The sequence below is a fragment of the Pseudoalteromonas sp. genome (assembly GCF_036960685.1).
Taxonomy (GTDB): domain Bacteria; phylum Pseudomonadota; class Gammaproteobacteria; order Enterobacterales; family Alteromonadaceae; genus Pseudoalteromonas.
On the sequence record NZ_JBALXK010000035.1, the window covers coordinates 1 to 18,215 of the forward strand.

24 protein-coding genes are annotated in these 18,215 nt (G+C 41.9%); 14 read left to right on the plus strand and 10 right to left on the minus strand.

The annotated features are described in order from the left end of the window. Positions 1 to 201: 201 nt before the first annotated feature. Positions 202 to 591 (minus strand): 30S ribosomal protein S9, encoded by a 390-nt coding sequence (gene rpsI / locus V7783_RS19750; RefSeq protein ID WP_335680193.1) that lies wholly within the window; start codon positions 589 to 591, stop codon positions 202 to 204. A gap of 11 nt (positions 592 to 602) precedes the next feature. Continuing rightward, positions 603 to 1,031 carry a 50S ribosomal protein L13 gene (rplM, locus tag V7783_RS19755; protein ID WP_064667837.1) on the minus strand — a complete coding sequence of 143 codons (429 nt, stop codon included), beginning with the start codon at positions 1,029 to 1,031 and terminating at the stop codon, positions 603 to 605. 122 nt (positions 1,032 to 1,153) lie between these two features. Here rplM and V7783_RS19760 point away from each other — a divergent pair, with 122 nt between their 5' ends. Beyond that, positions 1,154 to 1,303 (plus strand): hypothetical protein, encoded by a 150-nt coding sequence (locus V7783_RS19760; RefSeq protein ID WP_335680194.1) that lies wholly within the window; start codon positions 1,154 to 1,156, stop codon positions 1,301 to 1,303. 37 nt (positions 1,304 to 1,340) lie between these two features. Here V7783_RS19760 and zapE read toward each other — a convergent pair whose 3' ends face one another. Then, positions 1,341 to 2,429, minus strand: coding sequence for a cell division protein ZapE (zapE, locus tag V7783_RS19765; protein WP_335680196.1), 1,089 nt, complete (start codon positions 2,427 to 2,429; stop codon positions 1,341 to 1,343). Positions 2,430 to 2,582: 153 nt separating this feature from the next. Between zapE and V7783_RS19770 the strand changes: the two genes are divergently transcribed. The 3 genes from V7783_RS19770 (at position 2,583) to V7783_RS19780 (ending at position 5,685) form a co-directional block, all read left to right on the plus strand. Continuing rightward, the gene (locus V7783_RS19770; protein ID WP_192542404.1) at positions 2,583 to 3,026 is read left to right on the plus strand and encodes a YhcB family protein; all 444 of its coding nucleotides are present in this window, start codon (positions 2,583 to 2,585) and stop codon (positions 3,024 to 3,026) included. Positions 3,027 to 3,149: 123 nt separating this feature from the next. After that, entirely contained in the window at positions 3,150 to 4,502 is a 1,353-nt protein-coding gene (locus tag V7783_RS19775; RefSeq protein WP_335680197.1) for a Do family serine endopeptidase, read from the plus strand. A gap of 100 nt (positions 4,503 to 4,602) precedes the next feature. Continuing rightward, positions 4,603 to 5,685, plus strand: coding sequence for a trypsin-like peptidase domain-containing protein (locus V7783_RS19780; protein WP_335680198.1), 1,083 nt, complete (start codon positions 4,603 to 4,605; stop codon positions 5,683 to 5,685). Between the two features lie 93 nt (positions 5,686 to 5,778). On the opposite strand, the gene murA is transcribed toward V7783_RS19780, so the two are convergent. The 7 genes from murA to mlaF are packed head-to-tail and all read right to left on the minus strand — an operon-like array spanning position 5,779 to position 10,438. Continuing rightward, positions 5,779 to 7,038: a UDP-N-acetylglucosamine 1-carboxyvinyltransferase gene (gene murA / locus V7783_RS19785; protein WP_335680199.1), complete on the minus strand. Its 1,260-nt coding sequence runs from the start codon at positions 7,036 to 7,038 to the stop codon at positions 5,779 to 5,781. A gap of 12 nt (positions 7,039 to 7,050) precedes the next feature. After that, the gene (locus V7783_RS19790) at positions 7,051 to 7,308 is read right to left on the minus strand and encodes a BolA family protein (RefSeq protein WP_335680200.1); all 258 of its coding nucleotides are present in this window, start codon (positions 7,306 to 7,308) and stop codon (positions 7,051 to 7,053) included. Positions 7,309 to 7,313: 5 nt separating this feature from the next. Next, positions 7,314 to 7,607: an STAS domain-containing protein gene (locus V7783_RS19795; protein ID WP_335680201.1), complete on the minus strand. Its 294-nt coding sequence runs from the start codon at positions 7,605 to 7,607 to the stop codon at positions 7,314 to 7,316. After that, on the minus strand, positions 7,600 to 8,274 hold the full coding sequence (locus tag V7783_RS19800) for an MlaC/ttg2D family ABC transporter substrate-binding protein (protein ID WP_335680220.1): 675 nt from the start codon (positions 8,272 to 8,274) through the stop codon (positions 7,600 to 7,602). Before V7783_RS19800 ends, V7783_RS19795 begins: the two co-directional genes overlap by 8 nt. A 6-nt stretch (positions 8,275 to 8,280) precedes the next feature. Further along, a complete protein-coding gene (mlaD, locus tag V7783_RS19805; RefSeq protein WP_064667827.1) occupies positions 8,281 to 8,829 on the minus strand; it encodes an outer membrane lipid asymmetry maintenance protein MlaD in 549 nt (182 codons plus the stop codon). Between the two features lie 14 nt (positions 8,830 to 8,843). Beyond that, positions 8,844 to 9,623: a lipid asymmetry maintenance ABC transporter permease subunit MlaE gene (gene mlaE, locus V7783_RS19810; RefSeq protein WP_335680202.1), complete on the minus strand. Its 780-nt coding sequence runs from the start codon at positions 9,621 to 9,623 to the stop codon at positions 8,844 to 8,846. Beyond that, complete coding sequence (gene mlaF, locus V7783_RS19815; protein ID WP_335680221.1) at positions 9,623 to 10,438, minus strand: phospholipid ABC transporter ATP-binding protein MlaF; 816 nt, start codon at positions 10,436 to 10,438, stop codon at positions 9,623 to 9,625. The genes mlaE and mlaF overlap by 1 nt, the downstream gene beginning before the upstream one ends. 256 nt (positions 10,439 to 10,694) lie before the next feature. Between mlaF and V7783_RS19820 the strand changes: the two genes are divergently transcribed. The 10 genes from V7783_RS19820 to rapZ all read left to right on the plus strand — a co-directional run bounded on the left by V7783_RS19820 (position 10,695) and on the right by rapZ (position 18,209). Next, positions 10,695 to 11,666 carry a calcium/sodium antiporter gene (locus tag V7783_RS19820; protein ID WP_335680203.1) on the plus strand — a complete coding sequence of 324 codons (972 nt, stop codon included), beginning with the start codon at positions 10,695 to 10,697 and terminating at the stop codon, positions 11,664 to 11,666. Between the two features lie 25 nt (positions 11,667 to 11,691). Continuing rightward, positions 11,692 to 12,663, plus strand: a complete 972-nt coding sequence (locus tag V7783_RS19825; protein WP_335680204.1) for a KpsF/GutQ family sugar-phosphate isomerase — start codon at positions 11,692 to 11,694, stop codon at positions 12,661 to 12,663. Then, on the plus strand, positions 12,663 to 13,214 hold the full coding sequence (kdsC, locus tag V7783_RS19830) for a 3-deoxy-manno-octulosonate-8-phosphatase KdsC (protein WP_335680205.1): 552 nt from the start codon (positions 12,663 to 12,665) through the stop codon (positions 13,212 to 13,214). The genes V7783_RS19825 and kdsC overlap by 1 nt, the downstream gene beginning before the upstream one ends. After that, the gene (lptC, locus tag V7783_RS19835; protein ID WP_335680206.1) at positions 13,211 to 13,765 is read left to right on the plus strand and encodes an LPS export ABC transporter periplasmic protein LptC; all 555 of its coding nucleotides are present in this window, start codon (positions 13,211 to 13,213) and stop codon (positions 13,763 to 13,765) included. Before kdsC ends, lptC begins: the two co-directional genes overlap by 4 nt. Next, positions 13,755 to 14,288 carry a lipopolysaccharide transport periplasmic protein LptA gene (gene lptA / locus V7783_RS19840; RefSeq protein ID WP_335680207.1) on the plus strand — a complete coding sequence of 178 codons (534 nt, stop codon included), beginning with the start codon at positions 13,755 to 13,757 and terminating at the stop codon, positions 14,286 to 14,288. The genes lptC and lptA overlap by 11 nt, the downstream gene beginning before the upstream one ends. Next, complete coding sequence (gene lptB / locus V7783_RS19845; RefSeq protein ID WP_064667819.1) at positions 14,285 to 15,010, plus strand: LPS export ABC transporter ATP-binding protein; 726 nt, start codon at positions 14,285 to 14,287, stop codon at positions 15,008 to 15,010. The genes lptA and lptB overlap by 4 nt, the downstream gene beginning before the upstream one ends. 66 nt (positions 15,011 to 15,076) lie before the next feature. After that, positions 15,077 to 16,573 carry an RNA polymerase factor sigma-54 gene (locus V7783_RS19850; protein WP_335680208.1) on the plus strand — a complete coding sequence of 499 codons (1,497 nt, stop codon included), beginning with the start codon at positions 15,077 to 15,079 and terminating at the stop codon, positions 16,571 to 16,573. Positions 16,574 to 16,601: 28 nt separating this feature from the next. After that, positions 16,602 to 16,889, plus strand: coding sequence for a ribosome hibernation promoting factor (hpf, locus tag V7783_RS19855; protein ID WP_016710074.1), 288 nt, complete (start codon positions 16,602 to 16,604; stop codon positions 16,887 to 16,889). A gap of 4 nt (positions 16,890 to 16,893) precedes the next feature. Further along, complete coding sequence (gene ptsN / locus V7783_RS19860) at positions 16,894 to 17,346, plus strand: PTS IIA-like nitrogen regulatory protein PtsN (RefSeq protein ID WP_335680209.1); 453 nt, start codon at positions 16,894 to 16,896, stop codon at positions 17,344 to 17,346. A 20-nt stretch (positions 17,347 to 17,366) separates the two neighbouring features. Further along, the gene (gene rapZ / locus V7783_RS19865; protein ID WP_335680210.1) at positions 17,367 to 18,209 is read left to right on the plus strand and encodes an RNase adapter RapZ; all 843 of its coding nucleotides are present in this window, start codon (positions 17,367 to 17,369) and stop codon (positions 18,207 to 18,209) included. Positions 18,210 to 18,215 lie beyond the last annotated feature (6 nt).

Sequence of the window (18,215 nt, forward strand, 5' to 3'; positions counted from 1 at the left end):
AGTTTGCGAGTTTGCGAGTTTGCGAGTTTGCGAGTTTGCGAGTTTGCGAGTTTGCGAGTTTGCGAGTTTGCGAGTTTATCAGAATGAGTTTTTAAACGCGGTAGTCAAGTACTTAGCTCTTTACTCTCGCTAACTTTTACAGCTCCAAAAACAAAAAACCCAGCATAAGCTGGGTTTTTGAAATTCTTGATAACGTAAATATTAACGTTTTGAGAACTGTGGACGCTTACGCGCTTTCTTAAGACCCACTTTCTTACGCTCAACTTTACGTGCATCACGAGTAACGAAACCTGCTTTACGAAGTTGTGGACGTAGTGACTCGTCAAACTCCATAAGTGCACGAGTGATACCGTGACGGATTGCACCAGCTTGACCAGTAGTACCACCACCGGCAACGGTGATGTAAAGATCAAACTTTTCAGTCATATCAACAAGCCCTAAAGCTTGACGAACAACCATGCGTGCTGTTTCGCGACCAAAATACTCTTCTAAAGAGCGATTGTTGATTACGATGCTACCAGTGCCTGGGCGTAAGAATACGCGAGCACTTGAACTTTTACGACGACCTGTACCGTAGTATTGATTTGCCATGTTAGTGCTCCTTAAATGTCTAGAACCTGAGGCTGTTGTGCAGCATGGTTGTGCTCAGTACCTGCGTAAACTTTAAGCTTACGGTACATTGCGCGGCCTAAAGGACCACGTGGCAACATGCCCTTAACAGCTTTCTCGATGATCATTTCAGGCTTTGCAGCTTGAAGTTTATCAAAAGTAACAGACTTAAGACCACCTGGGAAACCAGAGTGTGCATAGTACACTTTATCTTTGAATTTGTTACCAGTTACAGTAACTTTCTCCGCGTTGATAACGATGATGTAATCACCAGTATCTACGTGTGGAGTATATTCAGCTTTGTGCTTACCGCGTAGGCGATGAGCGATTTCAGTAGCGATGCGACCTAAAGTTTTACCTTCAGCGTCAACTACGTACCAGTCACGTTTTACTGTTTCTGGTTTAGCAACAAACGTTTTCATTTATAAAAATCCAATGTTTTTCAATTAAAACCACAGGTAATTATTATTAATTACCGCTCTAAGTGTTTGCTCCAACCCCTTCGAGTTTAAGACTTTAGCGCCATTCAAAAGAGGCTAATCTGATGAAGGCAATAGAACGCAACGTGGCAGACGCGGGAGTATACCAGCACTTTTACCACATTGCTACTCAACGGTTGTTTTTTCCGCAAGAAAATTGTTCGATAAGCGATAAATTAAAAACCGCACTGGTGTTAAATCAAGTACAGTTTTGATTTGTGTCTAACTTATGACTTATAACTTACAGCTACATTACGCTAAATGCTCTTTTGCTAAATACTCTAGTGACTGCATTTCTTGTAACCGACTAATACAACGCTTGAACTCAAAATTTAGATTACCTTGAGTATATAATTCAGTGATTGGCTTTTCAGCGGAGATAATAAGTGTGACGTGGCGTTCGTAAAACTCATCCACTAATGCAATAAAGCGGCGCGCGGCATCATCATTACTTTGCCCAAGCTGTTTTACGTTCGATAAAATCACTGTGTTATATAAGCGACTTATTTCCATGTAGTCCACTTGGCTACGAGCGCTCTCACATAGCTCAGGAAAATCAAACATAACGATACAGTCTGATACTTTACGCGTTTTAATCATCCGCCCTTCAATTTCAATTGCTTGATCAAGAACGCCCGGCTCCGGCGATAATTTATCAAAATACTCAAATAAGTTTTTATCAGCCTGTGCATCTAAAGGACTGTGAAAAATTTCTGCTTGTTCCAAAGTACGCAGACGGTAATCAATGCCTGAATCAACATTAACGATTTCAGTATTGGCATTCACTAATGCAATCGCTGGTAAAAAGCGCGCGCGCTGTAAGCCATTGCGATATAACTCATCAGGCACTATGTTAGAGGTTGCCACTAACACAATCCCGCGCTCAAATAAGGCTTCCATTAAACCACCGAGCAACATGGCATCGGTAATGTCTTGAACAAAAAACTCATCAAAACAAATAATGTCAGTTTCAGCTTTTAGAATATCCGCGACAACCTCTAACGGGTTGGCCGTTTTATCTAATTTCTTTAATTCATCATGAACCCGGTGCATAAAGCGATGAAAATGCACACGCATCTTGCGCTTGCCTGGCAACGCTTCATAAAAAGTATCAACCAAATAGGTTTTACCGCGCCCTACACCTCCCCAAAAATACAACCCTTTTATAGGTGGCGTGCTATCTTTATTAAAGAGTTTAGAAAACCAACCCTTAGCTGCAGGCTTAGCAGCCGTTAAGTCATCATATAGCCTTTGTAGGTGACGCACTGCGTTTTCTTGCGCAGCATCGTAAACAAAGTCATCGCGCTGTAAATCTTGTTGATATTTTTGCCAAGGAGTCATAGATAGTTACAATAAAACACGGTTTAATTTACGCAATATGTTAACACGCATCGTAACTCGGGGTATATTAGCAACAACAGGATTTATTCTTGAATACGCAATCAAGGCGTTATTTTTATTTTTTACGTATTAATTCCCAAAGGGGTAGAATTTATGGGCACAGTTACTTGGATCGGTATTATTGTTATTGTGGCAGTGGCTGCATTTTTCCTTGGCGCATTTGTAACCAAAAAACAATTTAAGCAGGATGAGTTAGAACAACAAGCTGAACAAGCTAAAAATGCCTTGGAGCAATATCGCCAAGACGTAGCTGATCACTTAGCAAGTACAAGTAAATTAGTTAGCAAAATGAAAGACAACTATGATCAACTATTAAACCATGTTGATGAAACCAATAAATTATTGTTAACTGATAAAAAACAGCATCCTGCAGAACCATTCTTCTCAAAAGAAACAACCGAGCAATTACAACGCTCTTTAAAAGAGCGCCAAAGTGACCGTTCGTCAGCACATGCGCAACCCGCTGATTATGTATCAGGTACCTCGGGATTATTTGCTGGCGAAGATAAAGTTTCAGAACATTCTAAAGTTTCTTGATGAACTTTTTTTTGACCCCATAGTCTGTATTAGAGCAGTTTACTGTTTTATCTGACTGATAAAGGCTGCTATTGCAGCCTTTTTTGTTTGTGCTTTTCCTGTGATGTGGAGTAAACCCTGACTATGAAAATGAAATTATCGTTAATCAGTGCAGCAATGTTATCTACCAGCTTATTATTAGCCCCTGCGGTATCAATGGCAAAAATGCCTATCGCTGTGAATGGTCAACAATTACCAAGCTTAGCGCCTATGCTAGAACAAATAACACCAGGCGTTGTCAGTATCCAAGTATCTGGTTCAAAAGAAGTGCGTCGTCGTGCAGACCCGCTTGACTTCTTTTTTGGTAACCCGCAACCACGCAGTCAAAAGCGTGAATTTAGTGGCTTAGGATCAGGCGTTATTATTGATGCTAAAGAAGGCTATGTGGTTACTAATAATCACGTAATTCAAGATGCAGAAAAAATGCTAGTCACCCTTGAAGACGGCCGCGAGTATGAAGCAAAGAAAATTGGCAGTGATAAAGAGTCAGACATAGCGTTACTGCAAATTGAAGCCGATGATCTAGTCGCAGTAAAACTTGCTAATTCAGATCAACTACGGGTGGGTGATTTTGCAGTCGCTATTGGCAACCCTTTTGGTTTAAGCCATACAGTTACCTCGGGTATTGTCAGTGCTATGGGTCGTAGTGGTTTAAATATTGAAGGTTATGAGGATTTTATTCAAACCGATGCAGCAATAAACCAGGGTAACTCAGGTGGTGCGTTAGTAAACTTAAATGGCGAACTAATTGGTATTAACACTGCTATTTTAGGTGCTTCGGGAGGTAACGTCGGTATCGGCTTTGCGATCCCATCAAATATGATGAAAAACCTTGTTGATCAAATTATTGAACATGGTGAAGTACGTCGTGGCTCGCTGGGTATTTCAGGGCGACCATTGGATGCTGGCCTTGCAAAAGCGCAACAGCTTGATGTAAAACAAGGCGCATATGTTATGCAAGTAATGGATGATTCCGCCGCAAGTGACGCTGGTATTAAAGCCGGTGATGTAATTATTAGCATTGATGGTAGTGAGATCAGTGGTTTCCATGAACTGCGCAGTAAAATTGCCACATTAGGTGAAGGCCGAAAAGTAAAATTAGGCATTTACCGTGATGGTAAAGTGCAAACCGTTAAAGTGACCCTTGATGGCGCATCAGCATTAACCGCCGCTGGCGATGAACTGCACCCAGCATTCCAAGGTGCTACATTGGAAAACACCCAAAAGAACGGTGCTAAAGGCGTTGAAGTAACCACCGTTGATCCGCGCTCACCTTCTGCAAGAGTCGGTCTTGAAGAAGGCGATATTGTTATGCAAGTGAACCGTCAACGTGTTGAAACAATTAGTGACATGAATAAGATCATCGAAAATACCAAAGGTAATATAGTACTTGGGGTACAAAGAGGTCGTGAATCGGTATTTGTATTGATTCAGTAACAACAAAGCGATTAAATCAATAAATAATAGCAGTGGCACTTGCCGCTGCTATTTTTTTTATGCCATCATTACCAGATTGCTCACTAAGAATAAGAAAATTGTGCTGAAATTCTTTAAGTTTGTCCTTCCTCCGCTATTTGCCGGGCTCGGCATCGCTTTTTTGGTGGTTTTTTTTAGCCCAAACATGCGTGCAACCCTATTACCCAATGTGCCTTTACCTAGCGCAATGAGTATTGACCATCTGAGCTTTGCCGATGCTGTAGAACGCGCAGCACCATCCGTGGTTACTATTATTTCTGAAAGCATCTCAAAAGAGCCGCGCTATAAGCGACAAAATACAGTGCAAGAACTTGGCTCTGGTGTGATCATGTCAAGTGATGGCTATATTTTAACCAACTATCACGTAATCAATAATGCCGACCAAATTATGGTACTACTGACCGATGGTCGCCGCTATTTTGATGTACAGTTGATTGGTTTTGATACCATCACTGACTTAGCATTATTAAAAATTAATGTAGAACATTTACCAGTTATTCCAATTAGTGACAGCTTTATACCACGCGTTGGTGATGTAGTACTTGCTATTGGTAATCCACTTAATTTAGGACAAACAATCACGCAAGGGATCATCAGTGCTACAGGTAAACAAAAGATTACCGACAGCCCCTATAACAGCCTATTACAAATGGATGCTGCAATTAATGTAGGGAACTCTGGTGGTGCGCTAGTAAACTCGAACGGCGATCTAGTTGGCATCACTTCAGCACAGTTTAAAACCCGTGAGAACTTAGATATTCAAGGTATCTTCTTTGCCGTGCCTTATTCGCTAGCCAAAGAAGTGATGGATAAACTGATCCGCCATGGTCGCGTTGTACGTGGCTATTTAGGCTTCACAGGCACCGCTGTTGATAGCACAGGCAAAGAAGTCAGCGATAACTATACGCCAGTCGCAGGCCTGCGCATTACCAATTTAGACCCGTTAGGGCCTGCGTGGCAAGCAGGTATTAAAGAGCAAGATATCGTCGTAAAAATTGCTGGCGAAAATGTCACTAACCCACAAAAAACCTTAAATATTATAGGTAATTCTGAGCCTGGCCATGAAATTGAGTTTGAACTGTATCGCAGTGGGGAAGTATTAAAAGTGATGGTTAAAGTAGCAGAGTTAGAGACTAAACTATAATTTTAGTTTCAAGATAAAAGGTAAAAGCTAAAAGCTAAAAGATAAAAACAAGGTTCAAACTTGAACCTTGTTCCTTGAGCCTTTCAACTCGTATTAACTACTTCTACGTTTGATATTTGCACCCAGTGCGCTGAGTTTATCTTCAATACGTTGATAGCCACGGTCAACATGGTAAATACGATCAACAACCGTCTCACCTTGCGCTACAATCCCGGTTAAAATTAAGCTTGCTGAAGCACGTAAGTCTGTTGCCATCACTTGCGCACCAGTTAGGCTTTTAGTGTCACCACAGATAGCTGTATTGCCTTCTAAACGAATATTAGCACCCATACGCTGTAACTCAGGTACATGCATAAAGCGGTTTTCAAAAATCGTTTCTGTGATTGTCGCACTGCCATTAGCAACCACATTTAACGCGGTAAACTGAGCTTGCATATCGGTTGGGAAACCTGGGTGTGGCATAGTTTTGATATTAACGGCTTTAAGTTCACGGCCACGCATATCAAGGTAAATGCTGTCATCATGTATTTCAATCAAGGCATTAGTTACACGTAGCTTTTCAATCACTGGCTCAAGGCTGTGAAAATCAGTAAGTTTACATAGCACTTCACCGCCGGCCATCGCTGCTGCGACTAAGAAAGTACCGGTTTCAATACGATCGGGCAAAATGCGATGCTCACAACCGTGTAGTTTTTCAACACCTTCAATTTCAATACGACTGCTACCGGCACCAGTAATTTTTGCGCCCATCGCGGTTAAACACACAGCTAAATCAATGATTTCTGGTTCACGGGCGGCATTTTCTAGAATAGTTTTACCATCAGCCAAGGTTGCGGCCATCAATAAATTTTCGGTCGCGCCAACACTGACCATTTCCATATATATTTCAGCGCCTTTTAAACGCCCGTCAACTTTGGCATTAATATAACCATTTTCAACGCTTATTACCGCGCCCATGCGCTCTAAACCTTGAATATGAATATCAACAGGACGTGCGCCAATTGCACAACCGCCAGGCAGCGACACTTGCGCTTGGCCAAAGCGTGCGACTAACGGCCCTAACGCCAATACCGATGCACGCATTTGCTTAACAAGCTCATAAGGGGCAAGGGTTTTATCCACTTTACCACCATCAATAACAAGCTGGTCGCCATGCCATTGGATTTCTGCACCAAGGGTTTTTAACAACGCTTCTGTGGTGCCAATATCGCGCAGGCGAGGCACATTACTAAAGGTACTTTTACCGTCAGCTAATAATGAAGCAAATAAAATCGGCAGTGCAGCATTTTTAGCGCCTGAAATTGTGACTTCACCGGCAAGTCCGGTTCCACCCTGAATTACAAATTGATCCATGAGGAAACCTTTTTATTGAGGTAAAATGAACTTTTGCTCGCGCTTCCATTCGGTCGGCGTAAAAGCTTTAATCGACACAGCGTGGATGGTGCCATCAGAAATAGTATTCATCAACGGCCCATAAACTAGCTGTTGCTTTTTCACGCGGCTCAAGCCATCAAAGCATTCACCAACAGCGATAACTTCATAATGACTACCGTTGGCTTTTACATGTACTTCAGCTAATTGTAGCTCGTCGCGTAATAGGGTTTCGACCTGGCTTGTTTCCATAACTCTCACTCAAATAGGTTTGTAACCTGTCCCAATTGCATTAATTTCTGCAATTGCTCAGGAATATTTTGCAATTCAAGGTGAACACCTTGCTGCTTTAATTCTGCGAAAGAGTGAATTAACCAAGCTAAGCCCGCCGTGTCAACCCTAGACACCTCAGAAAGGTCAAAATACCAAGTTTTATGGTCACTTTGTGGTTTTTTATTCAGAAGTCGTTCAGCAGAAATTGAATTTCGAGTCAATTCACCACTGACTCGATATTGCTGTTCGCTCAGCTGAGTAACTGTTACTTTACTCATTACCGCCTTCGCCTCTAAATTGCACTGGCAACTTACTTTTCTGTTCAAGTAGGTTACTGACATGGTCAATCCCTTGTTGGCGTAAAATGCCTTGGAATTCACTTTGCTTGGCATCTAATAAGCTAATGCCTTCGGCAACCATGTCATAAGCACGCCATTCGCCACCGCGATCTTCACGGACTTTAAAATCAATTTTAATTTCTGGTTTACCTGGCTCAACAATTTTAGTTTTTACTAGCACTAAATCTTGTCCAGCAAACTCTTTGCTTGGCCCAAATTCTACTTTTTGGTTGGTGTATTGCGTGAATACGCCTGCATAAGTTGCGATTAAGTAGTCTTGAAACACATCAATAAAGCGCTTAATGTCTTCAACCGCTTGCTTTTGCTCTGCAGGGTCTTTAATTGAACGTACTTTCGAAACATGGCTTCCTAACACTCTCAATGCAGCATATTTGTAATCAATATACGGCATCAATTCTTCTTTTACGATCACCCGTAAGTGCTCTTTATCTTTTTCAATTAAAGGTTGATCACGGGTAATGCGCTGAAACGTATTATCTGAAACTTGGCGCACCATTTTATATGGGTCGGTTAAATCGACCGGCTCACTGGCTACACTAATTGCACTGAAGGTAAGCGCTACTACCATTAAAAATTGTTTAAACATAATCATTTACTCGCCACCTTGATTGAATAAAAACTGCCCGATTAACTCTTCAAGCACCAATGCCGATTTAGTATCGGTGATATAGTCGCCATCATTTAAAGCTTTGCTTTCAACACCGAATAACTCATCTAGGCCAAGATTTTTATCATCACTTGTTACTGCCACACCAAAACAAGCTTGCTCAGCTGATTTTGGCGCGATAACAGGGTTAATACCTAGATACTGCTCACCTAGAATACCTGAGGTTAAGATTGACACTGAACTGGTATCTGAAAAACGACATTGATACTGCGCATCAATGGTCATATCAACAACAGGCACAAATTCTTGTGGGTGAATTGAAATCGACTCAACTCGGCCAACCACAACGCCACCGACTTTGATTGGTGCACGCGCTTTTAACGAGCCAATGTTTTCAAACTTAGCTTTTAATAAATACGTTTCGCCATTGCCGCTGATCCCCGCGTTGGCTACTTTTAGCGCTAACATGGCAAATGCCGCGATACCTAACGCAACAAAAAAACCAACTAAAATTTCTAATTTCCGTGAATTCATTTTTTATACCTTTATTAGCTGGTAAACATTACCGCTGTCAAAATAAAATCAAACCCTAAAACAGCCAAAGAAGAGTGCACTACCGTCTCCGTTGTTGCTTTACTGATCCCTTCAGAGGTCGGTATACAATCATAACCTTTATAAAGCGCTATCCATGTAACGACGATGGCAAACACAAAGCTTTTGATCATGCCATTTAAAATATCTTGCTGAAATGACACTTGCGACTGCATGATTGACCAGAAGCTACCAGTATCTACACCCAACCAATCAACGCCAACTAAGTGGGCACCTATGATTGCAACAGCTGAAAATATCAATGCGAGCAATGGCATACTGATAAAGCCAGCCCAAAACCGCGGTGCAATAATACGCTTAAGTGGGTCAATCGCCATCATTTCCAGGCTAGATAACTGCTCAGTGGCTTTCATTAAACCAATTTCAGCAGTCAGCGCACTTCCCGCTCGTCCGGCAAATAATAACGCCGTAACAACAGGGCCTAACTCTCGTAATAAACTCAATGCCACTAGCGGGCCTAAGCTATCTTCAGCGCCATAACCTACCAGTACAGTGTAACCCTGTAACGCCAGTACCATGCCGATAAATAAACCCGACACCATAATAATCAACAGTGACTGCGAGCCCACCATATACAACTGACGTACCAATAAAGGCGTGCCTTTTCTAAAGTTAGGGACATTCCACAGTGCGCCAACCAGCATTTGTGTAGAGCGTCCAAGTGCCGCAAAACGTCCTAACGTTTTATGACCTAGCATTTGCAAAAAATCTAACATTAGCGGCGCCCTCCCAGGAGTTCTTGCTGGTAAGGTGGCGCAGGAAAATGAAATGGCACTGGGCCATCCGATAAACCTTTTAAGAATTGCTGCACAAGCGGCGATTCGTGATTACGCATTTGATCCGGTGTGCCGCTGCCAATAACACCTTGATCAGCGATAATAATAACGTGGTCGGCAATACTCATTACTTCGGTTACATCATGAGTCACTATCAGCGACGACAAACCAAGTACTTGATTAAGTGATTTAATCAATTTAACCAACACCCCCATCGAAATAGGGTCTTGTCCTGCAAACGGTTCATCATACATGATTAACTCTGGGTCAAGTGCGATAGAGCGTGCCAATGCAGCACGACGCGCCATTCCGCCTGAAAGCTCTGAAGGCATTAAATCCTGAGCACCACGTAGGCCAACGGCTTGTAATTTCATTAGCACCACAAGACGAATTAAATCTTCACTGAGGCGAGTATGTTCACGCAGCGGAAAAGCGATGTTGTCAAACACTGACATATCGGTAAATAATGCGCCGCTTTGGAATAACATACTCATTTTGGTACGCGCAGCATAAAGCTCTTTACGCGACATAGAGGGAATATTGTTACCTTCGAATAATATAGTGCCGCTATCTGGTTTTAACTGACCACCAATTAAACGTAACATGGTGGTTTTACCAATTCCGCTTGGTCCCATGATTGCCGTGATTTTCCCTTTAGGAACGCTAAAGCTCATATTTTTATATATGCTGCGATCACCTCGAGAAAAGCTTACATCCTTGATTTCTACTATTGGTTGCGACAAGTCGCTCTCCATTACTATTTTCACTAGTTCCCCTATTTTAAGCGTTTTTACAGCAAGATGGAAAAAACAAATCGTAAAATTTTGTAATATTCTATGTAATAACGGGCAAAACCTTACAGCAGTAGGCTTAACAGACGCTTAAATAATTTCTACCGAACGAAAATCACTGCATAATCTAACAAGTTGACCTGATTCTTTTATTTATACTTTCAGGTTTGCTTTTGTTACTATTTGCAGCCATCTCATTTTGATTAATTGGCGTAACATAATGGTGACTTCTTTTGTCATTTTAATTCTCGGGTTTGCAGCTCTCGTTTGGAGTGCGGATCGTTTTGTTTACGGCGCGGCAGCGCTTGCAAAAAATTTCGGTGTCCCTACACTTATTGTTGGTTTAACGGTTGTTGCTATGGGCTCGTCAGCCCCTGAAATGATGGTCTCAGCGTCAGCCGCACTTGCAGGTAAAACTGACACTGCAGTGGGTAATGCTGTTGGCTCAAACATCACTAATATTTTACTTGTGTTGGGTATTACTGCGCTATTGCGCCCGCTATCTGTATCATCAATGACCTTGAAGCGCGAAATGCCACTTGTGCTATTAGTGTCTATCGCCGCTTGGTATGTATTTTCTGATAACTACTTTTCATTTACTGAAGGCGTTGCACTAATCATTGGCTTTGTGGTCTTTATTGCAGGCTTAGTGATTATTTCTATTCGTGCTAAAAACCAAGCTGATGACCCATTTGTCAGCGAAGCCTGTGAAGATGTGCCAGATAACGTGCCAACTAAATCAGCTTTATTTTGGTTAATCATCGGGATGATATTACTACCTATCAGCTCGCATTTTTTAGTCGGCTCAGCGGTTGATATTGCCAAATTCTTCGGCTTAAGTGATCTGGTTATTGGCTTAACCATTATAGCTATTGGTACTAGCCTACCTGAGCTTGCCGCCTGTATTGCTGGGGTATTGAAAAAAGAAGATGATTTAGCGCTGGGTAATATTGTCGGCTCAAATATCTTTAACATATTAGCAGTATTGCCACTGGCGGGTATTATCAACCCATCAATTATTGATCCATCAGCGGCAAACCGTGATGCCTTAATAATGATTGGTGCCACCATAGCATTGATTGCTATGTCTTTGAGTTTTAGAGGCACAAGACGCATTAATCGAGTTGAAGGTGGCCTATTGTTGGTCGCGTTTTTAATCTACCAAGGTTATATTTTCAACCAAGTTGCTTAATGCTACCCAAAAAATGGATAACACTATGACGCAGTTAAATTTTATTGAACAAGGTAAGCGGGTTCTCGATATCGAGCGCCAAGCACTGACTGATATAGCCCAATATCTAGACGAAAACTTCAACCAAGCTTGCCAGCTAATGTATCAATGCCATGGCAGGATTATTGTAGTGGGCATGGGTAAATCCGGTCATATTGGCAATAAGATAGCTGCAACATTGGCAAGCACAGGTACGCCTGCGTTTTTTGTTCATCCTGGCGAAGCAAGTCACGGCGATTTAGGGATGATCACCCGCGATGATGTGGTCATGCTACTATCAAACTCAGGTGAAACCAGCGAAGTACTAAATATAATTCCGGTGATTAAACGCATTGGCGCAAAAATGATTGCTATGACAGGTAACCCTGAATCATCAATGGCAAAATGGGCTGACGCTCATGTGTGTATTAAAGTGAGCCAAGAAGCCTGCCCATTAGGGCTTGCCCCTACGGCAAGCACCACAGCTACGCTTGCAATGGGCGATGCCATGGCTGTTGCGCTGTTAGAGACTCGCGGTTTTACCGCCGATGACTTCGCATTATCACACCCAGGTGGCAGCTTAGGTAAACGCTTACTGCTATGCTTAAAAGATATTATGCACAGTGGTACAGCAACACCTATCATTAATGACAAGCAATGCATCAAAGATGCGTTAATTGAAATGTCTGCCAAGGGACTCGGTATGACAGCCATTGTTGATGATAACAACCAACTTGCGGGATTGTTTACTGATGGTGATTTACGCCGTATTTTAGAATTACGAGTTGATATTCATAGCACCTTAATAAGCACTGTAATGACCCGCTCTTGTACCACTGCAACCGAAGATATGCTCGCAGCCGAGGCACTCAACATTATGGAAAATAAGCGTATCAACGGCTTAATAGTGATTGACGATAATCAACACCCTATTGGTGCACTGAACATGCAGGATTTGCTAAAAGCAGGAGTTTTATAATGCAGTTTGCTGATTTATACCAGCCGCTTAATGACGATGCACGCAGCCGTGCACAGAAAATAAAACTGCTTATTTGCGACATCGATGGCGTATTTTCGGATGGCCGTATTTACCTAGGCAATCAAGGTGAAGAGCTAAAAGCCTTTAATACCAAAGACGGCTTTGGCATTAAAGCCTTGATCAACAGTGGTTTTGAAGTCGCGGTGATCACCGGTCGTCATTCACAGATAGTTCAGCAACGAATGACTAGCCTGACTGTACCGCATATTTATCAAGGCCAAGAAAACAAGTTGCAAGCTTATCAAGAACTCAAAGATAAACTGCAGTTAACTGATGAGCAAATTGCCTACATTGGTGACGATGGCCCTGATATGCCGGTGATGGAATTAGTAGGGTTTGCGGTGGCAGTTAATGATGCACACCCCCTAATAAAACGTATTTCACATTACACAACTATGCTACCGGGTGGCTTTGGTGCCGTGCGTGAGTTAACTGATTTACTGATGCTTGAAAATGGTAAATCGTTAACCTGCGAAGGAACCAGCTCATGAATAGTGCGCGTTTAATATTATGCGTATTGTTTGCCGCTTGCATGGTGTGGTTGTGGCTCCCTTATTTTAATCAGCCAGCAACCGTAGTACAAAACCAAGAAGATATAATAGCAAAGCCTGATTACACTGCAGTGGCGTTAAAGCAAACTGCCTTTGATGAACAAGGTAAAATAAGCCACAAAGTAACCGCAGCAAAAATGGAACTCTATCAGCAGTTGGGTTTTACTTACTTTGAGAAACCTATTTTTACTTTATATAATCAGCAACAAACGTGGCAAATTAATGCAAACGAAGCCACCTTATATGAGAACCATCAATTAATTTTAGAAGGCAATGTGGTAGCTAAAAACCTCACTAACAATGCCATGATTGAACATATAAACGCAGACAACATTCAGGTTGATATTGAACTGCAAACCATGAGTTCTGAACAACCAGTAGAATTGATCGGACCAAATTTAAAGATCACTGGGCGCGGCCTCCATGCCGACTTAAAAGCCGAAGTGGTAGAACTAATTAACCATACGCGAACCATATATTATGACCAATAAATTTGCTCACTTGCTTGTTATACCAAGCTTATTCATGGCCTTTTCAAGCTTTGCAGAGACTGCTTCATCGCCTGCAGATCAAGTATCGATCAGTGCCGACAAGCAGCTTGCACAACTGAAAGATAATATCGGGATTTTTGAGAAGAATGTTGAGATCATCCATGGTAACCGTCGTATCAAAGCTGACCGCCTTGAAGTGCATAAACGTGAAGACTTAGGCGATAATAAACAACTACTAGTCGCAACTGGCAGTCCTGCTTACTTCGAAGAAAAACAAGCTGATGGCACAATAATGAGCGCCAGCGCAGATGAAGTTCGTTACGACGTTGCAAAACGCTACTTAACGTTAATTGGTGACGCACAGGTTACTCAAGCTGGTCAAAAGATTAATGCTAAAAGCATTACTTACGACATGGACCAACAACTGATCAGTGCTGAAAAAGGCGCAAGCTCAGACGATCGTGTACACACTATACTCGTGCCCGTAGACAGCAAAAAAAACAAATCTAAAGGCCAACCATGAGTACATTAAAAGCTGAATTTTTAGCTAAAAGCTACAAAGGTCGTCAAGTTGTTAAAAGTGTTGGTTTAGAAGTCACCGCTGGCAGCATTGTTGGTTTACTTGGCCCAAATGGCGCAGGTAAAACCACCACATTTTATATGATTGTAGGCTTAGTCCCTAGCGACAAAGGTAAAATCAGTATTGATGATAATGACATTACCCTGCTGCCAATGCATAGCCGTGCCCGCTTAGGGATTGGTTACTTGCCTCAGGAGTCATCGATATTTCGCAAGTTGACTGTGTATCAAAATTTAATGGCGATTTTAGAAACTCGCAAAGACCTAAAAAAACAAGCCAGAGAAGAAGCCCTCGACAGCTTACTCGATGAATTTAGCATTCAACATATTCGTGACAGCCAAGGTATGGCGTTATCGGGCGGTGAACGCCGTCGCGTTGAAATTGCTCGCGCTTTAGCCGCAAATCCAAAATTTATCCTGCTAGATGAGCCTTTTGCTGGTGTTGATCCTATTTCAGTGTTAGATATAAAGAAGATTATTGAACACCTTAAAAACCGTGGTATTGGCGTGCTTATTACCGACCACAATGTACGAGAAACCCTTGATGTTTGTGAAAAAGCCTACATAGTTTCTCATGGGGAGTTAATTGCATCAGGCACACCTGAGCATGTACTCGCCGACCAAACAGTTCGCGATGTATACCTGGGTGAGCAATTTAGGCTATAAAGCCACACTCGGCTAAGCATCTGCTAAACTTAACAATGACAACAATAAAAGGATTGTTAGAGATACATGAGGCAATCACTCCAGCTGCGCATGGGCCAGCAACTTACAATGACACCGCAACTGCAACAAGCTATTCGCTTATTGCAGCTCAGTACATTGGATCTCCAGCAAGAAATTCAAGAAGCCCTAGATAGCAATCCGTTGTTAGAGCTAGAAGAACATGAATATTCAGAAGACGCTGCTGGTAAAAACGAACAAAAGCAAGACAACGATGACTTAACTGTCAGTGCCTCAGCGGACGACAAGCCTAGCGAATACGAACAAGAAAGCAGTGAAGCATTAAGTAAAGAAACACTTAGTGACGAAATGGCGATGGACGTCACCTGGGATGAATACATGAGTGCTGCGCCAAACAGTTCATCAGGCCCAATGCCAGAAGATGAATCTATTTATCAAGGCGCTTCAACAGAGACCTTGCATGAATATTTAATGTGGCAGTTACAGCTAACTCCATTTAGCCCAACCGATGAAGCAATCGCCATTGCTATTGTTGAGGCCATTGACGACTCCGGTATTTTAACGCTCAGCTGTGAAGACCTTGTAGAGAGTTTAAATCAAGGCAACAACGAAGAAGAAATTGAGCTCGACGAAGTCCAAGCTGTACTTAAACGTATTCAGTTATTTGACCCTGTTGGCATTGCCGCACGCAGCCTGCAAGAGTGTTTATGTATTCAATTAAATCAATTTGATCCTGCAACGCCTTGGATTAGCGAAACAAAAATGATTTTAACAGATCATATCGATTTATTAGCTAGTCGCGACTATCGCACTTTGATGAAAAAGACTAAGCTTAAAGAAGAAGATTTAAAAGAAGTAATGACACTGATCCACAGTCTCAATCCAAAGCCTGCGGATACCATAGTACGGGAAGAGTCAGAGTACGTTATTCCTGACGTATCAGTGAAAAAAATTAAAGGCCGCTGGGTGGTTGAGCTTAATCCAGACAGCATGCCAAAAATTAGAGTGAACAGCCAATATGCGGCTATGTCACGCTCCGTTAAATCGAGCACAGACAGCCAATTTATTCGTTCGCATCTGCAAGAAGCTAAATGGTTTATAAAAAGTCTAGAAAGTCGTAATGACACATTGCTCAAAGTAACTAACTGCATTGTTAAACAGCAGCAAGGTTTCTTTGAACATGGCCCTGAAGCCATGCGCCCTATGGTGCTAAATGACGTGGCCGAAATGGTTGAAATGCACGAGTCGACAATTTCTCGCGTAACAACCCAAAAATACATGCATACCCCGCGGGGTATTTTTGAGCTGAAGTATTTTTTCTCAAGTCATGTAAGCACTGAGAACGGCGGCGAATGTTCGTCTACCGCAATTCGCGCATTGATCAGAAAACTGATCAGCGCAGAAAACTCAGCGAAACCATTGAGTGATAGTAAAATTGCAGATATATTGGCAGAGCAAGGTATCAAAGTAGCTAGACGGACTATTGCAAAATACCGCGAGTCGCTAGCTATTCCACCGTCAAATCAAAGAAAGAGTTTGATTTAAGGCGTAAAATCAAAAAAGGAAAATGCTTATGCAACTAAATTTAACTGGTCGTCACGTAGAAATTACTGATTCGCTAAGAGACTATGTAAACAATAAGTTTGCGAAGCTTGAGAGGCATTTTGATCACATCAACAATGTCCATGTTATTCTTGACGTTGAAAAGCTAAGCCAAAAAGCAGAAGCCACCATACATGTCAGTGGCGCTGAATTATTTGCCTCAACTGAGCACCAAGACATGTATGCAGCCATTGACGGGCTAATCGACAAACTTGACCGTCAAGTAATCAAACACAAAGAGAAGCACGCTCGACACTAATACTATGAAATTAAGCTCACTTATTTGCCAGGACTGCAGCAAAGCTGCGGTCCTTTTTAATAGCAAAAAACGGATTATTGAATTTATTAGCCAATTGGCTCATGAACAACTTCCTCAGCTATCGCAACAAGAAATCCTCGATGCATTACTCGCTAGAGAAAAACTAGGTAGTACGGGTATTGGCCGCGGTATCGCTATACCTCATGGCCGTATGACAGGGATTGAAAAACCACTCGCGATAATTTTAGTAAGTGAAACACCTATTAATTTTGATGCGATTGATAATCGTCCAGTAGATCTCTTTATCGCTCTCATCGTACCAGATGGTGATAGCCAACTTCATTTAAAGACGTTAGCCACAATTGCTGATAAACTTAATGACAAAGATTTTTGCAAACAATTACGTAGCGCAAAAACAGACCAAGATTTGTATCACGTTATTGTTGAGCAGTCGTAGCCAAATGAAGGAGAGTTTACATGGAGTTAATCATCATCAGTGGCCGCTCTGGCTCAGGTAAATCTGTTGCACTGCGCGTAGTCGAAGATCTTGGCTATTATTGTGTTGATAATATTCCAGTAAACTTATTACCTTCATTAGTGCGTAGTGTTTCTGATAATTACGACAAAATTGCAGTTAGCATTGATGTGCGTAATTTACCGAAAGAACAAGAAGAATTTAACGATATTCTTGAATACTTACCAGGCTTTGCAAATCCGACATTATTTTATTTAGATTGTGATGATCAAACGTTGATAAAACGCTTTTCTGAAACTCGCCGCTTACACCCTTTATCGTTGGATTCTTTGCCACTGGATTTAGCCATCAAACAAGAAAAAGTATTACTTGATGTGTTAACAACTCGTGCCGACTTTATGCTGGATACCACCGACCTCAGTGTCCACCAGCTGGCGGAGTCAATTCGTGAAAAGATCTTAGGTAAAAAAGACAAAAAACTAATTATTACCTTTGAATCATTTGGTTTTAAGCACGGCATTCCAAAAGAAGCCGATTACGTATTTGATGCGCGATTTTTACCAAACCCACATTGGGAGCCTGAGTTAAAGCCACTTACAGGCCTTGATCAACCAGTAAAAGATTATTTAGCTAGCCACAGTATCGTGCAAAAGTTCACTTGGCAAATTCAAACCTTTGTACAAACCTGGTTACCGCATTTAGAGCGTAACAACCGTAGTTACCTCACAATCGCAATTGGCTGTACTGGCGGCCAACATCGTTCCGTTTATTTAGCGCAAACTATTGGTGAAAGCTTTTCAATGAGCCACAGCAATGTAAAAATTCGCCACCGCGAGCAAGAATAACAACTC

Bases quoted from the DNA above. Each gene is read 5' to 3' on its own strand.
- V7783_RS19770 (WP_192542404.1), top strand. From the start codon at position 2,583: ATGGGCACAGTTACTTGGATCGGTATTATTGTTATTGTGGCAGTGGCT.
- mlaF (WP_335680221.1), bottom strand. From the start codon at position 10,438: ATGGAGAGCGACTTGTCGCAACCAATAGTAGAAATCAAGGATGTAAGC.
- V7783_RS19820 (WP_335680203.1), top strand. From the start codon at position 10,695: ATGGTGACTTCTTTTGTCATTTTAATTCTCGGGTTTGCAGCTCTCGTT.
- rpsI (WP_335680193.1), bottom strand. From the start codon at position 591: ATGGCAAATCAATACTACGGTACAGGTCGTCGTAAAAGTTCAAGTGCT.
- murA (WP_335680199.1), bottom strand. From the start codon at position 7,038: ATGGATCAATTTGTAATTCAGGGTGGAACCGGACTTGCCGGTGAAGTC.
- V7783_RS19795 (WP_335680201.1), bottom strand. From the start codon at position 7,607: ATGAGTAAAGTAACAGTTACTCAGCTGAGCGAACAGCAATATCGAGTC.
- V7783_RS19800 (WP_335680220.1), bottom strand. From the start codon at position 8,274: ATGTTTAAACAATTTTTAATGGTAGTAGCGCTTACCTTCAGTGCAATT.
- ptsN (WP_335680209.1), top strand. From the start codon at position 16,894: ATGAAATTAAGCTCACTTATTTGCCAGGACTGCAGCAAAGCTGCGGTC.
- kdsC (WP_335680205.1), top strand. From the start codon at position 12,663: ATGCAGTTTGCTGATTTATACCAGCCGCTTAATGACGATGCACGCAGC.
- lptB (WP_064667819.1), top strand. From the start codon at position 14,285: ATGAGTACATTAAAAGCTGAATTTTTAGCTAAAAGCTACAAAGGTCGT.
- V7783_RS19850 (WP_335680208.1), top strand. From the start codon at position 15,077: ATGAGGCAATCACTCCAGCTGCGCATGGGCCAGCAACTTACAATGACA.
- V7783_RS19775 (WP_335680197.1), top strand. From the start codon at position 3,150: ATGAAAATGAAATTATCGTTAATCAGTGCAGCAATGTTATCTACCAGC.
- V7783_RS19790 (WP_335680200.1), bottom strand. From the start codon at position 7,308: ATGGAAACAAGCCAGGTCGAAACCCTATTACGCGACGAGCTACAATTA.
- lptC (WP_335680206.1), top strand. From the start codon at position 13,211: ATGAATAGTGCGCGTTTAATATTATGCGTATTGTTTGCCGCTTGCATG.
- V7783_RS19825 (WP_335680204.1), top strand. From the start codon at position 11,692: ATGACGCAGTTAAATTTTATTGAACAAGGTAAGCGGGTTCTCGATATC.
- mlaE (WP_335680202.1), bottom strand. From the start codon at position 9,623: ATGTTAGATTTTTTGCAAATGCTAGGTCATAAAACGTTAGGACGTTTT.
- lptA (WP_335680207.1), top strand. From the start codon at position 13,755: ATGACCAATAAATTTGCTCACTTGCTTGTTATACCAAGCTTATTCATG.
- hpf (WP_016710074.1), top strand. From the start codon at position 16,602: ATGCAACTAAATTTAACTGGTCGTCACGTAGAAATTACTGATTCGCTA.
- rplM (WP_064667837.1), bottom strand. From the start codon at position 1,031: ATGAAAACGTTTGTTGCTAAACCAGAAACAGTAAAACGTGACTGGTAC.
- V7783_RS19760 (WP_335680194.1), top strand. From the start codon at position 1,154: ATGAAGGCAATAGAACGCAACGTGGCAGACGCGGGAGTATACCAGCAC.
- rapZ (WP_335680210.1), top strand. From the start codon at position 17,367: ATGGAGTTAATCATCATCAGTGGCCGCTCTGGCTCAGGTAAATCTGTT.
- zapE (WP_335680196.1), bottom strand. From the start codon at position 2,429: ATGACTCCTTGGCAAAAATATCAACAAGATTTACAGCGCGATGACTTT.
- mlaD (WP_064667827.1), bottom strand. From the start codon at position 8,829: ATGAATTCACGGAAATTAGAAATTTTAGTTGGTTTTTTTGTTGCGTTA.